This window comes from Serratia sp. Tan611 (genome assembly GCF_905188235.1).
In the GTDB taxonomy this organism is placed as follows: domain Bacteria; phylum Pseudomonadota; class Gammaproteobacteria; order Enterobacterales; family Enterobacteriaceae; genus Serratia_B; species Serratia_B rhizosphaerae.
Genome location: NZ_LR994655.1, coordinates 3,925,959 through 3,947,439, shown reverse-complemented (window position 1 = coordinate 3,947,439; position 21,481 = coordinate 3,925,959). Strand labels below are relative to the sequence as shown.

Genomic DNA, 21,481 nt, shown 5'->3' with positions numbered 1-21,481 from the left:
ATAAAAACATTGATAAATAAGGATTTAATCATGGAAAGATATCAACAAGTTTATGACATCCTGTGCGAGATGATTTGTGATGCCAAAGATCTGGATTCATCTCAGCTTTCCCCTGATATGCCGCTGCACCAGCTGAAGCTGGATAGCCTGGACTATGTCGAGATGATGGTGCTGGCGAAAAGGGAGTTTGGCGCTACGTTGAACGCGGAAATGTTTATTGAGCATCCCAATATGACGCTGGGCGAGCTGTGTCATGCTCTGGCCGAACAGAAAAAGTAAGCCGATGGATAACTGGGTGTTAGTGACCGGCGGAAGCCGGGGTATCGGCCGAGCGCTGGTGGAGGAACTGGCACAGCGCTGGAATATTGTTTTTACCTGGCGCAGCGGCGAGCTGGCCAGTAACGAGGTGGTTGCCGCCTGCACCGGCTTACCCGGTTGGGTGGTTGGTTATCAGTGTGACGGCAGTAAGCAAGACGATGTTGACCGCTTGGCGCCTGAATTGCTGGCCCGTTATGGTGCCCCCCATGCGGTTATTCATAATGCCGGCGTTACGTTAGACGGATTGCATATTCAGCAACATGGGGATACCTGGCGTCAGGTAATGGAAACCAATCTTAATGCGGTTTTCTACTGGAATAAGCATCTGTTGCCGGCAATGATATCGCAAGGGGAAGGCGCGCTGTTGCTGATGTCTTCGGTCAGTGCGATTAAAGGTAATGTAGGACAAACGGCCTACGGTGCCAGTAAGGCGGCAATGGTGGGGTTGGGGCGTTCCTTGGCTCAGGAACTGGGGCGCTTTGGCATTCGTGTCAATTGTCTGCTGCCGGGGATTATCGACAGCGATATGACGCGTAATATGCCGCCGGAAGCGTTAAAGGGGCTACGTAAACAAGTTCCGCTGCGACGGCTGGGGACAGCACAGGAAGTCGCGAGCGTGACGGCGTTTATGATTGGTGAAGAGAGCCGTTATATGACGGGACAGGCGTTGGTGCTTGATGGAGGGCTAACCGCCTGACTGACGCGTTATCAGTATGACAACGACAGCTCAAAAGGAACAAGCTTGGCTTGTTCCTTTTTTTATCCGAATTGGCTCGAATAGATACTATTGATGATACTAGTGCTTATTTTGATAAATATATCTGTGACATATTTAACCCTCGCCGTGGGATAAATAAGTATAGTGAATGTCATGTGGTGTTTATTCAGGTTTTTTTACCGATCGTTCAGAATTTTCTCTGTTATTAGCGTAGGAATGCTATTTTTTATCGCCATTTTTTCTCTGACCTTATAGGAAAATCCGGGGAGCCGTTTTTATTGATATTGGTTTTTTACGGGGTTCATATTTTCTCTATTTTATGTCGACTTTAAAATTCTCCATCTTTCGTTCGTTATGGGGAATATCAATCCTTTGATCCCGGTAGAAACATCCGCGTTAACAGGTCAATAATCACCCACCTCCAGGGGAGAGCTGTATGCGGCTGTTCCCTGAAAACAAATCCGCTATACTCGTCACAGGATTGAGGATCTATCCTTTTAGATGGAGTAACGGCTCCAAACATCAGTTGTGGACATAAAGAGGGAATTAATAAATCCACATTTCCTTTGTGAGAAACAATGAGGCACTATGAAAAACCGCAAACACCTAACCCCATCCGAAGTGGAGAAATTGCTTGAGGCAACACTGAGAGGTAAGAATCCAGAGCGAGATTACTGCTTGATTTGGATGTGTTTTATTCATGGGTGCCGCGTCAGTGAGATCAACAGTTGGCGGTTGTCAGACATCGATCTGGAAGGGGGGAATATTTATATTCATCGCTTAAAAAATGGTTTTTCAACCATTCATCCAGTATACGTGCGTGAAAGAAAATGTTTGCAGCGTTGGTTGGCGAAGAGGAAAACCTACCGTGGGGCAGACAGCGAATGGTTATTTCTTTCCAACCGTGGCTCCCGACTGTCTCGCCAGCGGATTTACTGGCTGATTAGAAATTATAGCCAGGCCGCAAATTTGGAAGTGAACGCACATCCTCATATGCTACGCCATGGCTGTGGATATGCATTAGCCGATCGTGGAATTGATACGCGCTTGATTCAGGATTATCTTGGCCATAGAAATATTCAGAACACCGTATTATATACGGCAAGTAACGCCGGGAGGTTTAAAGAAGTATGGTAACTAGCTAGTTACTAAATATTACTAATGAGTCATTTTGAACTAAATTGCAACATACTCTAAATTCGCCCCCAAATAATGTCAACACTCGTAATGACAGAATTGCATTTCCTGTGAAAAATCCTTTTTAAACATCGTGTTGTCTGCGATTTTTCCGTCGCCCATCACCTTGGGTGGGAAGGGAGTATTCTCGTAAAAACATAGAGAAAAATCCCAGCAAGATTTCCCACGCTTAACTCATTAGTTTAAAGTAACAAAGATTGGTGAGTTTTAAGTTTTATATTCTGAGATGTTCATTTTTATTGTTGTGATTTAGTTTTATAAACTAAACGAGTCATTTTAGTTCAAAATGAATCGTTTGGTTGGAAAAGTTAACACTGCCCAAACTTACGGCTGAGGTGGCTTCCGCGGTTCACGAACTAAATATCAAGGAATGGCGTAACGTTACGCCAGGAATATTCAAATGCATTTCAATGCATTATTTCTAAAGGAAAGGAAGTATGAAAAAGAATCTGCTCGCTGTTGCTGTGTTGGCCGCATCTGCGTTTTCCACCGCGGCTCTGGCTGCTGATGGTCAGGTTAACTTCACCGGCTCCATTACCGATGTAGCTTGTGAAATTGACGCGAACTCCAAGAATCAGACCGTTAACATGGGCAAGATTGCCACGACCGCGTTTGCTGGCGCAGGCTCCACTGACAAAGTCACCGCAGGTGACAGACGCTTTAGCCTGATTCTGAAAAACTGCCCAGCTTCTGTAACGGCGGCGACCGTACGCTTCGGCGGTAAAATGGTTCCGGGTGCTGACGGCGTACTGGCGCTGACCGATATGCCGGATATGGCTGAAGGCGTTGGCGTTCAGATCACTGACGAACACAATAACGTGATCAACCTGGGCCTGGATTCTGCAGTATTCCCTCTGGTTAGCACCGCTGACAACAAACTGAACTTTATGGCGAGCTACTACGCGCTGGCGAGCACGGTAACTCCTGGTTCTGCTAACGCTGTAGCACAGTTCACCATTGTCTATCAGTAAGGTTCTAACCGCCTGAGTTTGTTCAGGCGGCGTAAATCCAGCCAGGGTAGTTCAGGCTGCCCTGGTTGTTTTCTTCACGGTTTAACCAGGCAGGCAATACGAATGAAAGTTTGGCAGAGAGCGCTGGTCGCAGCGTTATTGATGACAATGGGTGCTCAGGCTCAGGCCGGTGTGATCATCGGTGGGACGCGCGTGGTATACGACGGTGGGAAAAAAGAATCTTCCCTGAGCATCAGTAATCCGGACAAGGTGCCGTATCTGGTTCAGTCCTGGATTGATGCTGGCGAAGACAACGCCGTTAAGGCACCGTTCGTTATTACTCCACCTTTATTCCGTCTGGACGATGGACAAAATAACATCCTGCGCATTGTGCGGGCTGGTGGTGCGTTGCCGGAAGATAAAGAGTCATTATATTGGGTCAATATTAAATCGATCCCTTCCGCACCGAAACAGGATAATACGCTGCAAATTGCGGTGAAAACACGTATCAAACTGATTTACCGGCCGAGAGGCCTGGAAGGAACGCTGAATGACGCCGCGCAGAAGGTGACATGGCAGCGTAATGGCAATGCCCTGCAGGTTTCCAATCCCTCGCCTTATTACCTTACTTTTTTTGACGTTAAGGTCAATGGCGTAGCAGTAAAAGACGCCACGATGGTTGCTCCGCGTTCTAGCGCGCGTTTCACCTTGCCGTCAGGTAATTCCGGCGGTGCATTGACTTGGAAAATTATTAATGACTTTGGTGGGGCCAGTAAAGCGTTCACGGCCAATTTATAAGGCACTTTGACCGTCTTTACATAAATATCCTTGGGCACAGGCAGTGCCGGGGAAGGACGCGACTGCCGGCGAGTCGGCATCGCTGAAAAATGGAGTTATAAGGATGAATAACCCGAAGCGTAGCAGCCCTCGAGGGTTCAGACAAACCCCGCTGGCTTGGTTGATCTCTTGCCAAGTAGCGATAGTGATGGGCTTTTCCGGCTTGGCGCAAGCACGTGACTACTTTAACCCTGCGCTATTGGAAATTGATAATCCTGACCAACGAGGTGTCGACCTTTCGGTGTTCGAAATGGGGGATACTCAGGCACCAGGAAAATATCGCGTAGATGTCTATGTTAACCGTGAAATGGTAGAGACCCGCGATATTGATTTCTTTCTGAGTCGAGACAGCCGCGGTCAGAATAGTTTGCAGCCATGCCTGGACAGTGAGCTGTTGGAAACCTTGGGGGTGCGTGTCGATGCTATTCCCGCCATAAAAACGGCTGGAAAATGCGTTAATATCGCGCAGGTGATTCCCCAGGCTTCATCTACGTTCCGTTTCGGCCAGCAGCGCCTGGAATTAAGTATTCCTCAGGCGGCCCTTAAGACGCAGGCTCGTGGTTACGTTTCACCCCAAAAATGGCATTCCGGCATACCGGCATTGCTCGCCAACTATAGTTTCAGCGGCGCTAACGATAAGGCGCGACGCGGTGATAGTCATAACAGCGACAGCTACTATCTGAATTTGCGCTCCGGGCTCAATCTAGGCGCTTGGCGTCTGCGTAATTACTCCACGTGGAATCGCGACAGCACCGGGGGGAGCCAGTGGCGTTCCATTAATACCTACCTACAGCGCGATATTATTGCGTTAAAAAGCCGTTTAACCCTCGGCGATAGCAGTTCGGCTAGCGATATCTTCGACAGCGTACCGTTCCGTGGTGCCCAGTTAGAGTCTGATGACGACATGCTGCCAGACAGCATGAAAGGCTATGCGCCAGTGGTGCGCGGCATTGCTAAAAGCAACGCGCAGATCACCATCCGGCAAAGCGGCTACGTGATTTATCAAAGCTATGTGCCGCCAGGACCATTTGAAATCAATGACCTCTATCCGACTTCGGGTAGTGGTGACCTGAAAGTCACGATCAAAGAAGCCGATGGCAGTGAACAGAATTTAACGGTGCCGTTTGCCTCGGTGCCGGTGCTGCAGCGTGAAGGGCGTTTCAAATACAGCATCGCCAGCGGTCAGTTCCGTTCTTATCTCGATAACGTAGATAAGCGGCCGTTCACCCAGGTGACAGGTATCTATGGTCTGCCGTGGGGGGCAACAATTTACGGTGGTATGCAAGCGGCCAGTAAATATCAGGCGTTAGCATTGGGTTGGGGGCAAAACCTGGGCTTGCTGGGGGCTCTTTCTGCCGATGTTACACAGGCTTGGACCAAGCCGGAACTACAACCAAAAGAGCATGGTCAGTCTTGGCGTCTGCGCTACGGCAAGAGCTTTGCTGAAACGGGCACCAGCTTCAGTTTGGCAAGTTACCGTTATTCGACCAGAGGTTTCTACACGATGCAGGAAACGTTGGAAACCTATACCAACGGAGCGTCGATCCGCTTCCCGCTGCATAAGAAGAGCCGCTCTGAGCTCACCATGAACCAGAACCTGTGGGAAGGTGCCGGGGCGCTGTCATTGAGTCTGATGAACGAAGAGTTCTGGAACGATAATCGCCGTAGCCAATCTGCCAGCATGGGTTATAACAACAGTTGGTCGGGTGTCAGTTACGGGTTGTATTACACCTACATAAAGAATGGTTATAACAGCGACGGTAATCGCACCAACAATGAAGACCATGTCGTAGCCTTTAACGTCAGCGTGCCGCTCAGCCGTTGGTTACCAAGTAGTAATGCGACCTATAGCGTTAACAGTAGTCGTAACGGTAAAACTTCGAACCGGATCGGGTTACATGGTTCGGCGCTGGAGGACAGAAACTTGAGCTATAGCTTGAGCCAGGGCTATACCAGCCAGGGGCAGGGTGCCAGCGGTAACGTCAACGTTGACTATCGTGGTGGGTTAGGTCAGATGAACGTGGGTTACGGCTATGACCGTGATACTCAGCGCCTGAGCTATGGCCTGCAGGGCGGTATCTTGCTGCATGAAAATGGTCTGACGCTGTCTCAGCCGCTGGGTGACACCATTGCGTTGGTCAAAGCACCAGGTGCGAAGGGTGTCCGTATACAAAACCAAACCGGTGTGACCACCGATTGGCGAGGTTACGCCGTGGTGCCTTATCAGTCGCCTTACCGCCGCAACAATATCAATCTGGATACCACAACGTTGCCGGACGATGTCGATATGACATTAACCAGCCAGTCGGTGGTGCCGACACGTGGTGCAGTCGTGCGTGCTGAGTTCAAAGCCAACGTGGGTCAGCGTGTGTTGATGACTCTATTACGTCAAGGTGGTGCTGCGGTGCCATTTGGTGCAACCGTCACCGATCTGCTTAATCCGGATAACAGCGCGGCTATCGTCGGCGATGGGGGCCAGGTGTACCTGTCTGGTCTGGCGGATAGCGGCAAGTTGAATGTGAAGTGGGGGAATGGGACTTCGCAGCAGTGTCTGGTGACCTATAGCTTGGGGGCTCAAGTGCAGAGCTCTACTATCCGTACGGTTAATGCTCAGTGTTTATAAGGTTATGGCTATGAAATTTAGTAATTTATTTAAAAGATTACCGCTTCTCACGACCTTCACCGTGGGGATATTTGCCGCACCGTCTCTGTTGGCAGCACCTGCTCCTGGAACTTGTGAGAATACCTCTGACGGGACAACAGAGTATCCGTTTTCATTTGATAGGAAATTCGACAGTCCGGATCAGAACGTTGGCGGACAATTCTTTAGAAATATCTATGAATGGAACTTAAATAAGTCTTATATCGCTAATTGCGGCTGTTCAAGAATGAGAGAGGCGTTTTTTACAGCCAAATCCACGCTGCCTGAAGATATCGGTGTTTCGGATGGTGAAAACCCAGGGTTACAGTATTTTAAGCTGAATGATTTTTTGTCAGTGGCAAGTGAGGTGTATATTGCCGGACGAGAAAGGTCATATTTCAAAGTTCCTTTTAATCAGATAGGGAATAAAAACTCACAGGCTGCTGATGAGGTGGCCTGTAATGCTACAAAAAACACCTATAAAAGTGGTTCTATCGGGAAAGTTCATATTTATTTCCGTCGTCCATTTGTTGGTACGCAAGTTATTCCTCCAACCCGGTTGCTGGAGGTTTATATGACATCTTCGCGGGATGCTATAAGTGCTCTGCCGGTATCATACGTGATGATGAGCGGCACCGTTACTGTCGATCAGCAATGTGTGCTTAACGGGCTAGGGGCTGGGCAGCCTATTAGCATAAACTTTGGTAATATTATGTCGACGGAGTTTAAAACCAAAGGGGCGATGCCAAAAGAATTTACCCCTCATCGAAAAGAGCTCCGCCTGGCATGTAATAACATTTCTGATGGCGTGAAAGTTAACCTTTCATTCCATGGCGAACCTGACCCCAATGTTTCTACGGCGTTGAAAACGGATAGTAACCCGGATGTTGCAGTTAGAATAGATGACCCTATGGGAACTCCTATTTCTCCCGCAGGGGGGCGTTTACCTATAAATATGAATTTTGGTACTACGGAGCAAACAGGTAGTACTGAAATTACTGTTTACCCTATTAATACCACCGGTGAGTTACCTAAGGTCGGTGTGTTTAATTCATCGGCAACCATTAAAGTAAATATAGAGTAGTTTTTTCTCTGGTTCTGGTGTTGTACTACAGCGTGTTTTATAAGGATATTACTAATGAAGGAACTCAAATTGAACGTAATTAAAGGTAGCATCGCGGCATTACTGACTGCAGCGTTGGGGATGAGCCATACTGCATTGGCGGATACCCAGTTAAATATTACCGGTACCATCAAGGCTTCACCGTGTAATGTGGTTAATGATACCGGCAACGGCATCTCGGTAAACTTGGGCGATAACATCCAGGCGGCGACGTTGGGGCAGGCGAATACTTTTACCGAGTGGAAACCTTTCAAACTGATTCTGGAAGACTGTCCGACAACCACCACATCCGTAACGGCAACCTTTAGCGGTACGCCATCGGATGAAAGTGCTGATTTGTATAAAAACACCGGTGAAGCGAGAAACGTGCAAATTGATTTGCAAGATGCTACCGGTGGTACCGGCTTGGGTAACGGCAAGAGTCTGAAGCAATCTATCGTGAGTAATGCCACGACTTACAACCTGCAGGCTCGTGCCTACTCTACTGCGGGTAGCGCAACGCCAGGTTCTATCGTGGGTACGGTAATGGTTGCCTTTACCTACGAGTAAGTGAAGCCTTACTCATAATAAAGCTCCCTCCAGAAATTCGGAGGGGCTTTATTAGATAGTTATACGGTGAGGTATATTAAATGGAATTAATGATGCTGTTCTCTTTCTTGCTTTTCCTATTTGTTAGCATATTTTCTTTTTATATGCATGCGAGATTTATGGCAAAAAGAACAATTCATTCAGTCAGGATGATTGTTAATAGCTAGTGCTATTCCCGTTGCATCTGTAAATGTGTAATAGATCGATCCCACAAGGAACAGGGAGAATTGCTATGACGGTAGCTCATTCTTATCAGCGGGAGAGTGCCCACTCACCTGGTACTAATGGAAAAAGCGGACAGGGCGTGATTGTTATGGAAGCCTGTCCGATGACGGCTCTTGGTATGCGTAATATTCTCGCGCAATCCTGTACGCAGCCAGAAAATATTAAACATGTTAATAACTTGGCTGCTATTCCTAATCTGATGCGTAGCCAGCCGACTTCATTGTTGATTATGGAGCTGTGCGGCGAGTCTGAATCCGTATTGGACGGGTTGCGCTTGATCTCTATGTGCTTGGAGCACTGGCCATCGACGGCGATTGTCGTTTGCACCGCGCTCGACGACCCGCGGGTATTGCAATTGCTCACGGTTTCAGGCGTAAAAGGATTGGTTTTAAAGCAGGAACCGGCCATTGCGTTGGCGCAGTGTGTCCAGCAGGTTTTGGCCGGGCGCCGTAGCTATAGCCATAAGGTACGCCAGCTTTTGGCTAACCAGTCCATTGGTGGTAAGGCTTTGACTGCGCGCGAACTGGATGTATTGGCGTACCTGTTCTCTGGTAAAAGCGTCACTGCCGCAGCATTGATGATGCATCGTGATGTACGCACCGTCAGTACGCATAAACGCAATGCCATGCTGAAGCTGGGGTTTCACAATGATGGTGAGCTCTTTCTGCAAGGGAAATGGATGGCGAAAACCGGCCCGGTGTTTGCCAACTGATTCCTGATTGGCGGGAATTATTTCTCGAATGGGTTATGCAAGTTATTGAGACAGGAGGTCTATATGCAGCCTTTAACGCCAAACTCTACCAGTATCGCCTTAATGGATCGTTGCCCGCTAACGTTAGTTGGGTTATCGAGTTTCATTGAGGATCTTAATGCCCCAAGTCAGATTGTCGTGCAGGAAACCAGCATGTCGGTAGTTTCTGAGGCATTACTGTATCAGCCAACCGACATTCTTATTACTGAACTCAGTGGGTTGAATGAAACTATCGCTGAGGGACGGAAAACATTACTGGAATTATGTGTACAGCTCCCGTCATTAAGAGTCATCGTGTACACCCGCTGTCAGTCTGGTGATGAGTTAAAAGCCTTGCTGGAACAGGTCAATATCAGCGTGATTGCTCGTGATGATACATTGCCTCAGGTGGGTGAATTTTTCACCCGTGTTTTTGACGGCGAGCGCGTATTGAGCCCGTTAATCGGCACATGTTTGGCGCGTAACGACAGCGAAGAAATGTCTAATCTGCATCATTTAACGCGTTGCGAGAATGACGTGCTGACCTTTTTATTTAATGGCATGAGTCTGCGTCAGATTGCTGAATTACAGCGGCGTAGTATTAAAACGATCAGCGCACACAAGTGTAATGCCATGCGTAAATTACAGGTAAAAAATGACAGCGAACTGTTCTCACTAAAGAAAAATATCACCCAGCAGTTTGTTGTGAATGAGTAATGAAATCGGCAGCGCTTGTCATGGCCGTTGAGGAGTATTTGGCTTAGTGGGCGGTTATTTGCCTTTCATGGATAAGGATATGACGGTAGACAGCCAATCAATATCGCGTATTGCACTATTAATCTCCTGTCAGTTAACTGCTTACGGGCTTGAGCGATTGTTGGCGCATGGTATGTCACATAAGCGAGAGTTTTGGCGTTTAGATTCTCTGTCCGGTACTTGCCAGCGGTTATTACAGCATGCCGATATGCTGATTATATCATTCAGCATACAGCAGTCAGACTGGCACGCGCGCTTACTGATGTTGGAAGCGCTGCGTAACCTTCGGCCGGCAATGCCGATTGTGGTGATCATTGATGCCCATATTCCATTTTTATTACAGCAACTTGATGTTCTGCATATTAACGGGATTATCAGTCAGCATGATTCATTGAATGAAATTGACGATGTACTGATGCAAATCTTTGTTGAAGGCAGCCCATCTCGGCACGGCCTGAAAAGTTCGCTGGCAGGTCAGGCCGCCGCCAGTGTGTTATCTCAACGGCTTAGTACGTCGGAACTACGGGCGCTGCGTTATTTGCTCAATGGCTATTCATTACAACAAACGGCTGCAAAGATGCAGCGTAATAAAAAATCGGTTATCGCATTGAAAAATAAAGGTATGCGCAAGTTGGGAATCAACCATAGTGCCGGGCTGGTTGCGATACGCGGCATGTTGGAAAACCAATACCGTCAACGGTTGCCATCGTCCAATACGTCTATTGATAACCGTAAGCCAGTTACGGCAAGCCGCTAGGGAACATTGCCGGAAGCGGGATTGAAAGCAGTAAAAACAGAGTTGCCGCCGTGAATTATGGCTATGCCAGGGAAGCAACTACGGGTCATTCTCCAGTAAGAAAGGAAAAGGTAAATAGTGAAACATTTGCAGATAACCAATGGACATGCGCGTTTGCTGATCGGCGTCATGATGGCGGGGAGCCTGTTGCTTACCGGTTGCCAGAGTAAAAAACCACGCAGCCTGGTTTCTCCTCCTGTCACGGTTGCGCCTGTACCCGCTCCTGTTGTTCCGCCGCCACCAGAAAAGAAAGAGAGCCGTATCAGCCTGTGTCAGAGTGAACTGGCGTCGCTGAAAAAGGTGAATCCTAAAGCCTACGCGTTACGAAAAGCCTATTTTGACAGCCTGGTCAATAGCGTGTCGGTGTATGGCGCGGTGCGTGGCAATGTTAATACTCAGACCAAGGATACCCTTGATGCGTTGTATAAATATAAAACGAATCAGGCGTGTTCGATGATTGAACGTGATGTGCTTGATGCGTTGATCCGTAAAGGGGAGAGCGTGAAGTGAATCAGGGTATTAAGTATGGCTTTTTGTTTGCTCTGACGCTGCCGTTTGGCGCTGGAGCCGCAAACAGCTTCAGTGATGAGCAAACGTTACAGTCGCTGGATGCCATCACCCGCAGAGTTGACGATGCGCCAGCACTTTTGTTACTGACGCCTTCCCAGTTGGAGGCAATTGATTCGCCACCGGAACAGAAAGCGGCACAGCAAGCCAAAAGCAGTAATCAGTTGGATAAGAGAGCGGCGAAGCAAAGCGCCGCTTCTTTACGAGAACTGAAGTCTCAGCAGGCGAAAATCAATCAGCTCAATGCCGCCTTGGCCAAACAGAATCGAGAGTTGAAAAAGCTGCGAGAGGCGGCACGAGCGGATGGAGACTCACGTACTGAAGTGGAACGGCTGAAAAAGTCGTTGCAGGCAAGCTTACAAAAAACGGAAAACATGCAGCAGCAGCTGTCGGCAATGAATGCTGCGAAAAGTGATAAACAGCAGGATAGCACCAGGTTACGGCAGGCGTTGGAGAAGAGTCAGCAACAAAGCTCAGAATTACAAAAACAGGTTGCGGCGTTAACCGTTGCGCAGGACGAGCGCGTAAAACAGCATAAATCTATGCAGGCCACGCTGGATGAAAACCGGAAGCATGCCGAAGAGTTGCAAAAGCGGCTGGCGGCGTTAACCGATCAGCGCAAACGCAAGGATAAGGGTAGCGCAGTGTTGCAGAGCGCTCTGGACGACAGCAAGAAGCATGGTGAAGAGCTGCAAAAACAGCTGACGACCCTGATATCTCAAGCTAAGGCGAAAGAAAAAGATGCTGCAGCGTTGCAGAAGGCGTTAGATGAAAGTAACAAGGGGCGGGGCGAGCTGCAAAAGCAGCTGACGGCGCTGGCTGCTCAAGGCAAGACGAAAGAAAAAGATACCGCCGCGTTGCAGAAGGCGTTAGATGAAAGTAACAAGGGGCGGGGCGAGCTGCAAAAGCAGCTGACGGCGCTGGCTGTTCAAGGCAAGACGAAAGAAAAAGATGCCGCCGCGTTGCAGAGCGCGCTGGAGGAAAGCAAGAAAAACGGCGCAGAGCTGCAGAAGCAGCTGACGGCGCTGGCCGCCCAGGGTAAGACGAAAGAGAAAGATGCCGCCGCCTTGCAGAAGGCGTTGGATGAAAGCAACAAGGGGCGGGGCGAGCTGCAAAAACAGCTGATGGCGTTGGCCGCTCAAGGCAAGACGAAAGAAAAAGATGCCGCCGCGTTGCAGAGCGCGCTGGAGGAAAGTAAGAAAAACGGCGTAGAGCTGCAGAAGCAGCTGACGGCGCTGGCCGCCCAGGGCAAGACGAAAGAGAAAGATAGCGCCGCGTTGCAGAGCGCGCTGGAAGAAAGTAAGAAAAACGGCGTGGAGCTGCAGAAGCAGCTGACGGCGCTGGCCGCCCAGGGCAAGACGAAAGAGAAAGATAGCGCCGCGTTGCAGAGCGCGCTGGAAGAAAGTAAGAAAAACGGCGTGGAGCTGCAGAAACAGCTGACGGCGCTGGCTGCCCAGGGCAAGACGAAAGAGAAGGATGCCGCCGCGTTGCAGAGCGCGCTGGAGGAAAGCAAGAAAAACGGCGTAGAGCTGCAGAAACAATTGGCGACGCTGGTGGAGCAGGGGAAAGCGCAAGCAAAAGACCACGTTGCGTTACAGCAGGAACTGGCTGTACTGAAGAAAGAGCGTGCCGTTCGTAAAGACGCCGTGGCACCGCCGAAAACGGCCGATGAGATCCGCGATTATGCGATCGGCAGTTCATTAGGCAATGACGTATTGGCGTTACTGCAAGAAAAAATTGCTCAGGGGATCAAAATCAACCAACGCATGGCATTTTCCGGCGTGCAGGATGCTTTACAAGGCAAGAACAAGCTGGGGCAAGATAAGATCGCCAAGGCGTTGTATGAAACCGAAGTGGCGCTGAACGAGAAAGAGAAGAAGTTAAAGGCGGAAACCGAACGGCAAGGTTTACGCTACGTTGAGCAGTTCAGGAAGAAGAAGAGCGTTAAGAAATCCTCAAGCGGTTTTTATTATCGGGTTGATTACCTGGGCGCAGGGAAAATTGACGATAGTGATACGGTAGCCGTTGTCGTGAAGGAAAGCCTGACCAGCGGTAAAGTAATTAAGGATATGGATATTGCTGGCACCTCTATTTCACAGCCGCTGAGCAGTTATCCGGCCATGTTCCGTGATGCGATTAAGCAATTGCAGAATCATGGCACGATGACAATGGTGGTACCGCCTGAACTGGCATATGGTGATAAGGGACTGGCTCCGGATATTCCTCCGGGTTCAACCATGGTTTATAACATCAGAATTCTTGATGTATTGCCAGCAGACGGTGCAGCTGGCAATAAAAAATAGCGCTGTTATTTATATCTGGAGTAAGTTGAGCGCATTGATGGTTGGCTTAAATATGTATGACCCGAAAGCGCTCAACATTACTTGCGGTGTAAATAACGGTGTTTTGAATGTTTCGATGCCCGAGGTAATCCTGGATGAGCCGGGTGTCGACGCCTTTATCCGCTAGAGCAAACCCGCAGGAGTGGCGCAGCATATGCGGATGTACCTGAACGCTAATGCCGGCAAGTTGCCCATAGTTTTTCATCAGGCGATAAAGCTGCTGGCGCGATATTTGTCCGCCATGTCGTGATAGGAACAGCCATGGGCTATCAGCTTCTAAATAGCGTGGTCGTTGGCTGAGCCATTGCTTGATGGCCAGGCGTTCTCGGATCTGAATCGGGTGCTGCACGGAAAAGCCGTTTTTCAGCCGGGCAACGTGCAGGCGGTTGGTATTAAGGTCAATGTCTTCTAATCGCAAACCGCGTAACTCACTGACTCGTAAACCGTGGATAAAACACATCAGTAACATACAGCGATCGCGGGCAGAATTGAGGCCTTGAGGAACGGCATCTATCATTTGTTCGACTTCAATATGAGTGAGGTATTTGCGTTTTTTCATACTCTTCCTTGATGAAAACAAAGAAGCCATCATGGTTTCCTTGTAACTGAATTAAAGCACTCAGACCATTTGTTAAGCAAATAAATAAGAGGTCATGTAAATAGGAATTGTCTGTAAAAATGTTTTGTGAACTGGGTGGGATAATGCGGTGATGGAAAATCTCATGTGAGAAAAAATAGCAAATCAGATCGTAATTTGATCGTTTTTAACAGAGGGGAGTTGATCTAAATTGAGTTTTATCGGGCGAGAATATAGCGATTTATTTGTGGATTTTGATTTTTTTTGTTGTTTTGTTTGTATGGTGTTATTGGTTTGTTGGTTTTTATCTTGTCCCATCCCCATATTTTAATATTTAACCTCCTATTTATTGCTTTGTCTATTATTTGTGAGTGGATACTTCTCGGCATGGGTTCTTACGTGGCGCAGTGACCCCGAGTGCTGATTGCAATAGAGGAGATGTGAGGTAAGGGACGGGTTTCTGTGACGCCGCATGGTGATGAGAATTGTTATTGCTATCACTCCCATGCCTATTACAATGCCAGCCATTGCATTCTGTTTAGAGGTGACTCATGGAGTTGCTACGGGTGGTATATCACCAGTATCGTTGGCCGTTTCTGGCGGTGATGGCCCTGACGTTGGCTAGCGCCGCGTTGGGCATTGGCATTATTGCTTTCATTAATCAGCATCTGATGGCGGCGGCGGCGGAGAATCCATTGGCTATTTTGCCGCAGTTTCTCGCTTTGCTGGGTATCTTGATGGCGGTCACTTTAGGTTCGCAGTTGGCGTTGACCACATTAGGTCACCATTTTGTCTATCGCCTGCGCGGACAATTGGTTAAAAGCATTTTGGATACCAATATTGAGCGCATCGAACATCTGGGCAGTGCCTCTTTGCTGGCCAGTTTATCCAGCGATATCCGTAATATCACCATGGCGTTCGTACGTTTGCCTGAGTTGGTGCAGGGTGTGGTATTGACGATCGGTTGCGCGGCTTACTTGGGATGGCTATCGCCGGCGATGCTGGCGGTGACGGCCGTTTGGGTAGCGATCACCATTCTGGTCAGTTGGCTGTTGGTGTCTCGAGTATATCGGCATTTAACTCAGGTGCGGGAAGCTGAAGAGCTGCTGTATCAGGATTACCAGGCGGCGATCGACGGGCGGAAAGAACTGGCGTTGAATCGTGACCGTGCGCAGCGTTTGTATCAGCAGACTTACCGGGCCAACTCTGATGAATACCGGCACCACATTATTCGCGCGGACACGTTCCATCTCAGCGCGGTGAACTGGTCGAATATCATGATGCTTGGCGCTATCGGGCTGGTGTTCTTTATGGCGAATGGCCTGGGATGGTCCGATACGGCGGTGGCTGCGACTTATTCGCTGACGCTGTTGTTTTTACGTACGCCGTTGCTACAGGCGGTGGGGGCATTCCCGATGCTGCTTGGCGCAGAAGTGGCGTTCAAAAAAGTGAAGTTGCTCAAGTTGGCGGAGTATCAGCCACACTTTACGCCGACGGTCGCCATGCCTTGGCAAACGCTGGAGCTGCGCAATGTGTCATTCCACTATGCGGCGGGTGAACAGGCGCAGGGGTTTGCCGTAGGTCCGTTGAACCTGACGCTAACGCGTGGTGAGCTGGTGTTTTTGATCGGCGGCAACGGTAGCGGGAAGTCGACGTTGGCGAAGTTGTTAACCGGGCTTTATCAGCCGGTGAGCGGACAGATAATTATTGATGGTGTGGCGCTGCAGGCGGCGGATCAAGATAATTACCGTCGCCTGTTCTCAGCTATTTTCACCGACTTTTACCAGTTCGACCGGTTACAGGGCGCCGATGGCGGGGAGCCGGATGCGGAACTGGTGGCAAACTGGCTCGAAAAGCTCAATATGCAGAACAAACTGGAGTTTGACGGCGATCGCGTGACTAACCCTCAGCTCTCCCAAGGGCAGCGTAAGCGGTTGGCGTTGCTGCTGGCGGTTGCGGAGCAGCGGGATATTTTGCTGCTTGATGAATGGGCGGCCGATCAGGATCCGCAATTCCGTCGTATCTTCTATCGTGAACTGCTGCCGGCATTACGTGCGCTGGGTAAAACGGTGTTTGCCATCAGCCATGACGATCACTATTTCGAACATGCCGACCGGCTGTTAGAGATGCGTAACGGCAAGCTCAGCGAGCTGACCGGTAGCGAGCGTGAGCGCGCCAGCCGGGATTCCGTGTCACAAATCGATTGATCTCCGCTTCCCGGCGCCTGATGCGCGCCGGGTTAGGCGACTTTTCTTTTCCCCGCGCGTATCGCTTTCCCGCCATATTAGAAATCATGATTAATAAATATCAATAGGGAATAACAGCTTTATCTATAGCTTTAAGCAATCGATGGTTTGTTTGTAATTAGTGTAATCTATAGCCGATAAACTATTAAACGGGCATGGGCCGGCGTGTTGAACGCGTTTGTCATGTGCTTACACAATAGCAATTTTAATTGGGCTATGGCCGTGTAGTAACTGACTGGATTTTTTCTGTTTAGGGAAAAGCAATGGATAAGAAAAAAATTGAGACGGAGAAACAGCGCGTGTATCGCAGCAAAACGAAAATTCCGCCATCATGGCAGTTGAACGAAGCGCAGCGCGCGTTTATTGAAGACCTCTGGCAGGATGATGCGCCGGAGGCGGAAGCGCCTCGCCCAGTGAAAAAGGATTCGCCTTAGCGAAGGCCCGGAGCTATCCGGCGAAACGAGCTTGACGGTATGGCAGAGCCTGCCATACCGTCACCCAGCTTTGCGTTATCTCACATTCCAACCATCGTTGAGTTTTTCTTCCCTCACGCAGTTCCGGGCAGAGGAGCTGGTGCGATCCGGGCCGGTCCTTCCGTCTGACGGCTAAGGCGCCAGCAGGTTTGGTGGTACTTCGCCACGCTGTTGCGATGCGCGACGCTGACCAGCGTAACATCCGGCAAGGTCGTAACCAGACGTTCATACATCAGCTGTTCAGTTTCGTCATCCAGTGCGCTGGTCGCTTCATCCAGGAACAATATGTCAGGACGGGTGAGCAGTGCGCGTGCGAATGCCAGCCGCTGCTGTTCGCCGGGAGAAAGGCGCTGGCTCCAGTTATTCACCGTATCCAGCCAGCGTTGCAGCGGTTGCAGATGGCATACCTCCAGTACATCCAGCAGTTGCTCGTCATGGTAGGTATGTGCCGGGTGCGGATAACTCAGCGCTTCCCGCAGCGTGCCGATGGGAATGTAGCTGCGCTGTGGCAGGAACAGGGCGCGCAGCGAGGTATCGCGGCGAATGCTGCCTGCGCCGTAAGGCCAGATGCCGGCAATGGCGCGCAGCAGCGTTGATTTACCACAGCCGGAAGGGCCGGCGATTAATACGCGCTCGCCGCGCGGCAGCGTTAACGAGATATCTTGTACCAGCGGCTGACCATCTGGTAACTGCAGACTGAGCCGACTAAGTGTAAGTGGTTGTTTATTATCCTGCTCCAGTGTGATGCCTCGAGGTTGGTGATGCGCCTGCTCCACGGCGGCGTTAAAGCCGGCCAGACGGTTAACGCAGGCTTTCCAGGCGGCCAGATCGTTAAAGGCATCGATAAACCATGACAGGGCGCCCTGTACCTGGCCGAAGGCCGAAGCGATTTGCATCAGTCCCCCCATCTGAATGGCGCCGGAAAAGTAGCGCGGCGCGGCAACCAGCAGAGGGAAAATAATGGCGAACTGACCGTAAAAGTTACTGGCGATATTCAGCCGGCGGGTAACGCGCATAATAGACCACCAGTTATTACGGATGGTGGCGAAGCGTTCGCCCAACTGTTGGGCCTCCTGCTTTTCACCCTGATACAGCGCAATGGCATCATGGTTTTCCCGGATGCGGATCAGGCCAAAACGAAAGTTCGCCTCATAGTGCTCCTGATCAAAGCCCAGCCGCACCAGCGGCTTGCCGACCCAGCCGATAATCACCGATCCCAACAGCGCATACAGCAAGGCAAACCACACCATATAGCCTGGCAGCGTAAAGGTGTGTCCGTGCAGCGCAAAACTTAACGGCCCGCTGACGTGCCACAGAATACTGACGAAGGAAAAGAGCGTCACCAGGCTGGACAATAGCCCCAATGACAGCGAGAGCGTGTTACGCGTCAGAACATTAAGATCTTCGGCAATACGCTGATCCGGGTTATCGACCAGCTGTTGCTGTTCGCTGTGGTAATAGGCTTGGTGCGCCAGCCATTTATCCATAAACTTTTCCGTCATCCAACTGCGCCAGCGCATCTGCAGCCCCTGCGTCAGATACACCTTAAATACTGCCAGCACGATGAAGCTCAGCGCCAGATAGGTAAAGCGCCACAGCTGCTGTTTGAATACCGGATAGTTTTTATTCTGTAGTGCATCATAGAACACCTGATTCCACTGATTGATCAGGACGCTGATATAGACCAGCCCCAGCGACAGCGCGACGATGGCGATAAGCATTCCCCAGGCGCGCCATTTCTCCTCGGAAACCCAAAAAGGTTTAATTAACTGCCAGACGGCATGTTTTTGTGTGCTGTTCATAAGTTCTCGCCGTGAAAAACATGGCAGACAGCATCGCCAAGCCAAGGGCAACAAGCAAATTGCGAGTTGTAAGCAGGTTTAACACCTTCTAATCCCAAGGGATATTAGGGTGAATCGCGAAAGATGAAGCCGGCGGGCCAGACGGTTATACTGGCGGCGATTTGAAACGCGACCCTGAGAAGGAAGAGCTATGAGGGCATTGTTGCCGCCGCTGCTGGCCTGTAGCGCTATGGCCAGCTGGCCGGCGCTGGCGCAGATTGATGAACCGGATATCCACGCCGATTGCCAGAAGGTGGCCGGCTACGCCGAACTGGGGCATAGCGCATACCAGAATGGCGACTATACGAAGGCGGCAGGTATTTTTCGCGATCAGGCGGCCTGGAGTGAGTTTTGCGGCTTCAGCGAGCGCGCTACGGCGACGGCGTATAACAACGTCGCGCTGGCGCTGATGCGCGCCGGGCAGTTGTTGAAGGCGCGCGCCTATCTGCTGCTGGCGCCGGACGATGACAAATCACGTCACAATATGGCATTGCTGGAACAGCGGCTGGCGCAACAGCCGCCGGCGACCGGCCCGGCCGGTGTTTACTGGCAGTATGCCGGCCGCGGCGTCTGGAGCGAAGTGACGGTAGTGCCGCGCGGCGATCTGTGGCAAATCGATTATGCCGGCTATTACATGCCGGGCATGGGGCTGTATTACGGCCCCAATATGGGGGAATTCGCCGACGTATTGCCGATTCAGAACGGGAAAGCGTTATACCATCAGGACGATGAGGATGATGAGTCGGCCTGCGATGTGACCCTTACCTTCAGCGATGATGCCGTGGATCTGAATTCCCAGGGCGACTGCGGCTTTGGGCATAACGTTCAGGCGGCGGGACATTTTATTCGGGTCGAGTAAAACGCCGTGCCGCCTTACGCTAAGGCGGCGGCGCTGCTCAGTATTTCCTTCCAGCCAGCAACGTTGTCCAGATAGTTGCCAGCCGCGATGGTATGCAGATCGCCATTGCTGTCCTGCAGGGCGAAGGTCGGGAACCCCTGGCCGTGCACTTTGGCGAGGAAGGCCCGGCTTTCAGCGATATGCTGGGCGGTAGGGGCGCCGCGGTTAAAACGCATCTCGGCGATAAACGGCGCCGAGGGCAGCCCCAGTTCGCGCGCCAGCGCTTCCAGCACCGGTAAATCGGCGATGCGTCGTCCTTCCTGATAGTGCGCCCGTTGCACCAGGTGCAGCATATCCAGTCCCCGGCCGGCCAGCTGTTGTGCCGCGAGGATCGCGGTTGTCGGCGGCTCGGAGTCCATGACTGCCGTGTTGTCGCACAGCAAGCCGTTGAAATAGGCGTCGCCGAAGGGCTGCCCGGTGAGTTCGGCGATGCGTTTATCCTGCGGAATGACATAGTTGCGCCATTCCGGGGTGATTTGACGGCGGTTGCCGCCGGTCAGCATGCCGCCGCCATGCAGGGCGATCGCTAATCCGGGAATGGTCTGCGCCGCCTTGACCAGCGGGGCAGCGCCGTAGCACCAGCCGCACAGCGGATCATACACGTAATGCAGCGTTACGTTGCTCATGGAATACCTCTTGTCTTGTCGATGCTGCGTCGGATCATGCGGCGCAGCATTCCTGTTGGCTCGTCTCAGTAGCGCTTTACTGCGGCCATTTCATTTCGCCTTTCAGCACCTTGGCGCTCAGCTCCAGGCTGGAAACGTCTTTCAGCGTCGGGTAGTGTTTTTCCATCGCGGTTACCAGCTGTTTGGCATCCTTGGCCTGCGGCAGCTCGGCCTCCAGCACCTTCAGATAGTTCTGGGTAAAGGTGACGGATTCCAGCGTTTGCGCGGCGCCGGGCAGATAGTGCCCAGGAACGACCCGCTTCGGCTGCAGCGTCTGGATACTGGCCAGCGTTTGCTGCCAGTGCGCGCGCGATTCTGCGCTTTGGTTATCGGCAATCCACGGGTGGATATTATTGCCGGCCACCGCCACGCCGCCCACCACGGCTTTCAACGCCGGGATCCATACATAGGTTCGCGCCGGCGTCGGGCCGTTCAGGCCTTTTACCTCAACTTTTTGCCCGTCGATGGTGAAGCTGTCGCCCGCCAGCGGTTGCGGGACAACCACGTGGGCCGGCGCATTGTCTTTCAGAATCGGCCCCCAATAGGCAATTTTGCCCTCTTTGGTCGCCTTGATTTCTTTGATGGTGCCAGGTGTCGCGATAATTTTTGCTTCAGGGAAGGCGGCCTGAATCACGTCCAGACCGAAATAGAAGTCTGGGTCGGAATGGCTGATATAGACGGTGGTCAGTTTTTTACCGGTCGCCTTGATTTTATTGACCAGTTGCTGCGCATCATTGCGCTGGAACTGGGCATCGATCAGCGCCACTTCATGCGGGCCGCTGATGATTTCAGAAGAGACCGGGAACACGCTTTTTTCCCCGGGGTTATAGACCTCCATCGTCAGCGTATCGGCGGCGTTGGCATAGGTGCTGATAGCGGCGACGCCGGTCAGCGTCAGAGCGATAAGTGATTTCTTAAACATTGTCGGGTTGTCCTGTTGGTTTTAACGTTGCACAGATGTTATGTTGCATAAATCGAATAAAAAACCGGATA

20 protein-coding genes are annotated in these 21,481 nt (G+C 50.9%); 16 read left to right on the top strand and 4 right to left on the bottom strand.

Annotation, left to right across the window (positions count from 1 at the left end):
- Positions 1–30: 30 nt before the first annotated feature.
- The 13 genes from TAN611_RS18600 (at position 31) to TAN611_RS18540 (ending at position 13,749) form a co-directional block, all read left to right on the top strand.
- Positions 31–279, top strand: coding sequence for an acyl carrier protein (locus TAN611_RS18600; protein ID WP_203066845.1), 249 nt, complete (start codon positions 31–33; stop codon positions 277–279).
- A 4-nt stretch (positions 280–283) separates the two neighbouring features.
- Positions 284–1,015: an SDR family NAD(P)-dependent oxidoreductase gene (locus tag TAN611_RS18595; RefSeq protein ID WP_172606257.1), complete on the top strand. Its 732-nt coding sequence runs from the start codon at positions 284–286 to the stop codon at positions 1,013–1,015.
- Between the two features lie 609 nt (positions 1,016–1,624).
- Entirely contained in the window at positions 1,625–2,173 is a 549-nt protein-coding gene (locus TAN611_RS18590) for a tyrosine-type DNA invertase (protein WP_105232371.1), read from the top strand.
- Between the two features lie 497 nt (positions 2,174–2,670).
- Positions 2,671–3,204, top strand: coding sequence for a fimbrial protein (locus TAN611_RS18585; protein WP_105232370.1), 534 nt, complete (start codon positions 2,671–2,673; stop codon positions 3,202–3,204).
- A 102-nt stretch (positions 3,205–3,306) separates the two neighbouring features.
- The gene (locus TAN611_RS18580; protein WP_105232369.1) at positions 3,307–3,981 is read left to right on the top strand and encodes a molecular chaperone; all 675 of its coding nucleotides are present in this window, start codon (positions 3,307–3,309) and stop codon (positions 3,979–3,981) included.
- Between the two features lie 103 nt (positions 3,982–4,084).
- Positions 4,085–6,643, top strand: coding sequence for a fimbria/pilus outer membrane usher protein (locus tag TAN611_RS18575; RefSeq protein WP_111736542.1), 2,559 nt, complete (start codon positions 4,085–4,087; stop codon positions 6,641–6,643).
- 10 nt (positions 6,644–6,653) lie between these two features.
- Positions 6,654–7,745, top strand: a complete 1,092-nt coding sequence (locus tag TAN611_RS18570; RefSeq protein ID WP_158684835.1) for a fimbrial protein — start codon at positions 6,654–6,656, stop codon at positions 7,743–7,745.
- 54 nt (positions 7,746–7,799) lie between these two features.
- Entirely contained in the window at positions 7,800–8,333 is a 534-nt protein-coding gene (locus TAN611_RS18565; protein ID WP_105232366.1) for a fimbrial protein, read from the top strand.
- A gap of 271 nt (positions 8,334–8,604) precedes the next feature.
- Positions 8,605–9,309, top strand: coding sequence for a response regulator transcription factor (locus TAN611_RS18560; RefSeq protein WP_105232365.1), 705 nt, complete (start codon positions 8,605–8,607; stop codon positions 9,307–9,309).
- Positions 9,310–9,372: 63 nt separating this feature from the next.
- The gene (locus tag TAN611_RS18555) at positions 9,373–10,044 is read left to right on the top strand and encodes a response regulator transcription factor (RefSeq protein ID WP_105232364.1); all 672 of its coding nucleotides are present in this window, start codon (positions 9,373–9,375) and stop codon (positions 10,042–10,044) included.
- Positions 10,045–10,123: 79 nt separating this feature from the next.
- A complete protein-coding gene (locus tag TAN611_RS18550; protein ID WP_158684834.1) occupies positions 10,124–10,840 on the top strand; it encodes a hypothetical protein in 717 nt (238 codons plus the stop codon).
- Positions 10,841–10,957: 117 nt separating this feature from the next.
- Positions 10,958–11,389 carry a hypothetical protein gene (locus tag TAN611_RS18545; RefSeq protein WP_105232362.1) on the top strand — a complete coding sequence of 144 codons (432 nt, stop codon included), beginning with the start codon at positions 10,958–10,960 and terminating at the stop codon, positions 11,387–11,389.
- Positions 11,386–13,749 (top strand): FKBP-type peptidyl-prolyl cis-trans isomerase N-terminal domain-containing protein, encoded by a 2,364-nt coding sequence (locus TAN611_RS18540; protein WP_203066844.1) that lies wholly within the window; start codon positions 11,386–11,388, stop codon positions 13,747–13,749. Before TAN611_RS18545 ends, TAN611_RS18540 begins: the two co-directional genes overlap by 4 nt.
- Before the next feature lie 46 nt (positions 13,750–13,795).
- On the opposite strand, the gene TAN611_RS18535 is transcribed toward TAN611_RS18540, so the two are convergent.
- Positions 13,796–14,347 (bottom strand): tyrosine-type DNA invertase, encoded by a 552-nt coding sequence (locus tag TAN611_RS18535; protein WP_105232360.1) that lies wholly within the window; start codon positions 14,345–14,347, stop codon positions 13,796–13,798.
- Between the two features lie 569 nt (positions 14,348–14,916).
- On the opposite strand from TAN611_RS18535, the gene TAN611_RS18530 reads away from it, so the two are divergent.
- Together TAN611_RS18530 and TAN611_RS18525 are read left to right on the top strand one after the other, a co-directional pair.
- Positions 14,917–16,572 (top strand): multidrug ABC transporter permease/ATP-binding protein, encoded by a 1,656-nt coding sequence (locus TAN611_RS18530; protein ID WP_105232359.1) that lies wholly within the window; start codon positions 14,917–14,919, stop codon positions 16,570–16,572.
- A 302-nt stretch (positions 16,573–16,874) separates the two neighbouring features.
- Positions 16,875–17,045: a hypothetical protein gene (locus TAN611_RS18525; RefSeq protein ID WP_172606258.1), complete on the top strand. Its 171-nt coding sequence runs from the start codon at positions 16,875–16,877 to the stop codon at positions 17,043–17,045.
- Positions 17,046–17,158: 113 nt separating this feature from the next.
- Here TAN611_RS18525 and TAN611_RS18520 read toward each other — a convergent pair whose 3' ends face one another.
- The gene (locus TAN611_RS18520) at positions 17,159–18,886 is read right to left on the bottom strand and encodes an ABC transporter ATP-binding protein/permease (protein WP_111736546.1); all 1,728 of its coding nucleotides are present in this window, start codon (positions 18,884–18,886) and stop codon (positions 17,159–17,161) included.
- 190 nt (positions 18,887–19,076) lie between these two features.
- Here TAN611_RS18520 and TAN611_RS18515 point away from each other — a divergent pair, with 190 nt between their 5' ends.
- Complete coding sequence (locus tag TAN611_RS18515; protein WP_203066843.1) at positions 19,077–19,784, top strand: tetratricopeptide repeat protein; 708 nt, start codon at positions 19,077–19,079, stop codon at positions 19,782–19,784.
- A gap of 14 nt (positions 19,785–19,798) precedes the next feature.
- Here the strand turns inward: TAN611_RS18515 and TAN611_RS18510 are convergent, their stop codons facing one another.
- Together TAN611_RS18510 and TAN611_RS18505 are read right to left on the bottom strand one after the other, a co-directional pair.
- Positions 19,799–20,449, bottom strand: a complete 651-nt coding sequence (locus tag TAN611_RS18510) for a DsbA family protein (protein WP_105232356.1) — start codon at positions 20,447–20,449, stop codon at positions 19,799–19,801.
- 76 nt (positions 20,450–20,525) lie between these two features.
- Complete coding sequence (locus tag TAN611_RS18505) at positions 20,526–21,410, bottom strand: MBL fold metallo-hydrolase (RefSeq protein ID WP_105232355.1); 885 nt, start codon at positions 21,408–21,410, stop codon at positions 20,526–20,528.
- Positions 21,411–21,481: the final 71 nt, after the last annotated feature.

Excerpts from the sequence above, each read along its gene's own strand:
- TAN611_RS18515 (WP_203066843.1), top strand. The coding sequence starts at position 19,077 with ATGAGGGCATTGTTGCCGCCGCTGCTGGCCTGTAGCGCTATGGCCAGC.
- TAN611_RS18600 (WP_203066845.1), top strand. The coding sequence starts at position 31 with ATGGAAAGATATCAACAAGTTTATGACATCCTGTGCGAGATGATTTGT.
- TAN611_RS18590 (WP_105232371.1), top strand. The coding sequence starts at position 1,625 with ATGAAAAACCGCAAACACCTAACCCCATCCGAAGTGGAGAAATTGCTT.
- TAN611_RS18555 (WP_105232364.1), top strand. The coding sequence starts at position 9,373 with ATGCAGCCTTTAACGCCAAACTCTACCAGTATCGCCTTAATGGATCGT.
- TAN611_RS18595 (WP_172606257.1), top strand. The coding sequence starts at position 284 with ATGGATAACTGGGTGTTAGTGACCGGCGGAAGCCGGGGTATCGGCCGA.
- TAN611_RS18580 (WP_105232369.1), top strand. The coding sequence starts at position 3,307 with ATGAAAGTTTGGCAGAGAGCGCTGGTCGCAGCGTTATTGATGACAATG.
- TAN611_RS18575 (WP_111736542.1), top strand. The coding sequence starts at position 4,085 with ATGAATAACCCGAAGCGTAGCAGCCCTCGAGGGTTCAGACAAACCCCG.
- TAN611_RS18535 (WP_105232360.1), bottom strand. The coding sequence starts at position 14,347 with ATGAAAAAACGCAAATACCTCACTCATATTGAAGTCGAACAAATGATA.
- TAN611_RS18560 (WP_105232365.1), top strand. The coding sequence starts at position 8,605 with ATGACGGTAGCTCATTCTTATCAGCGGGAGAGTGCCCACTCACCTGGT.
- TAN611_RS18570 (WP_158684835.1), top strand. The coding sequence starts at position 6,654 with ATGAAATTTAGTAATTTATTTAAAAGATTACCGCTTCTCACGACCTTC.
- TAN611_RS18525 (WP_172606258.1), top strand. The coding sequence starts at position 16,875 with ATGGATAAGAAAAAAATTGAGACGGAGAAACAGCGCGTGTATCGCAGC.
- TAN611_RS18505 (WP_105232355.1), bottom strand. The coding sequence starts at position 21,410 with ATGTTTAAGAAATCACTTATCGCTCTGACGCTGACCGGCGTCGCCGCT.
- TAN611_RS18550 (WP_158684834.1), top strand. The coding sequence starts at position 10,124 with ATGACGGTAGACAGCCAATCAATATCGCGTATTGCACTATTAATCTCC.
- TAN611_RS18530 (WP_105232359.1), top strand. The coding sequence starts at position 14,917 with ATGGAGTTGCTACGGGTGGTATATCACCAGTATCGTTGGCCGTTTCTG.
- TAN611_RS18510 (WP_105232356.1), bottom strand. The coding sequence starts at position 20,449 with ATGAGCAACGTAACGCTGCATTACGTGTATGATCCGCTGTGCGGCTGG.
- TAN611_RS18520 (WP_111736546.1), bottom strand. The coding sequence starts at position 18,886 with ATGAACAGCACACAAAAACATGCCGTCTGGCAGTTAATTAAACCTTTT.
- TAN611_RS18565 (WP_105232366.1), top strand. The coding sequence starts at position 7,800 with ATGAAGGAACTCAAATTGAACGTAATTAAAGGTAGCATCGCGGCATTA.
- TAN611_RS18585 (WP_105232370.1), top strand. The coding sequence starts at position 2,671 with ATGAAAAAGAATCTGCTCGCTGTTGCTGTGTTGGCCGCATCTGCGTTT.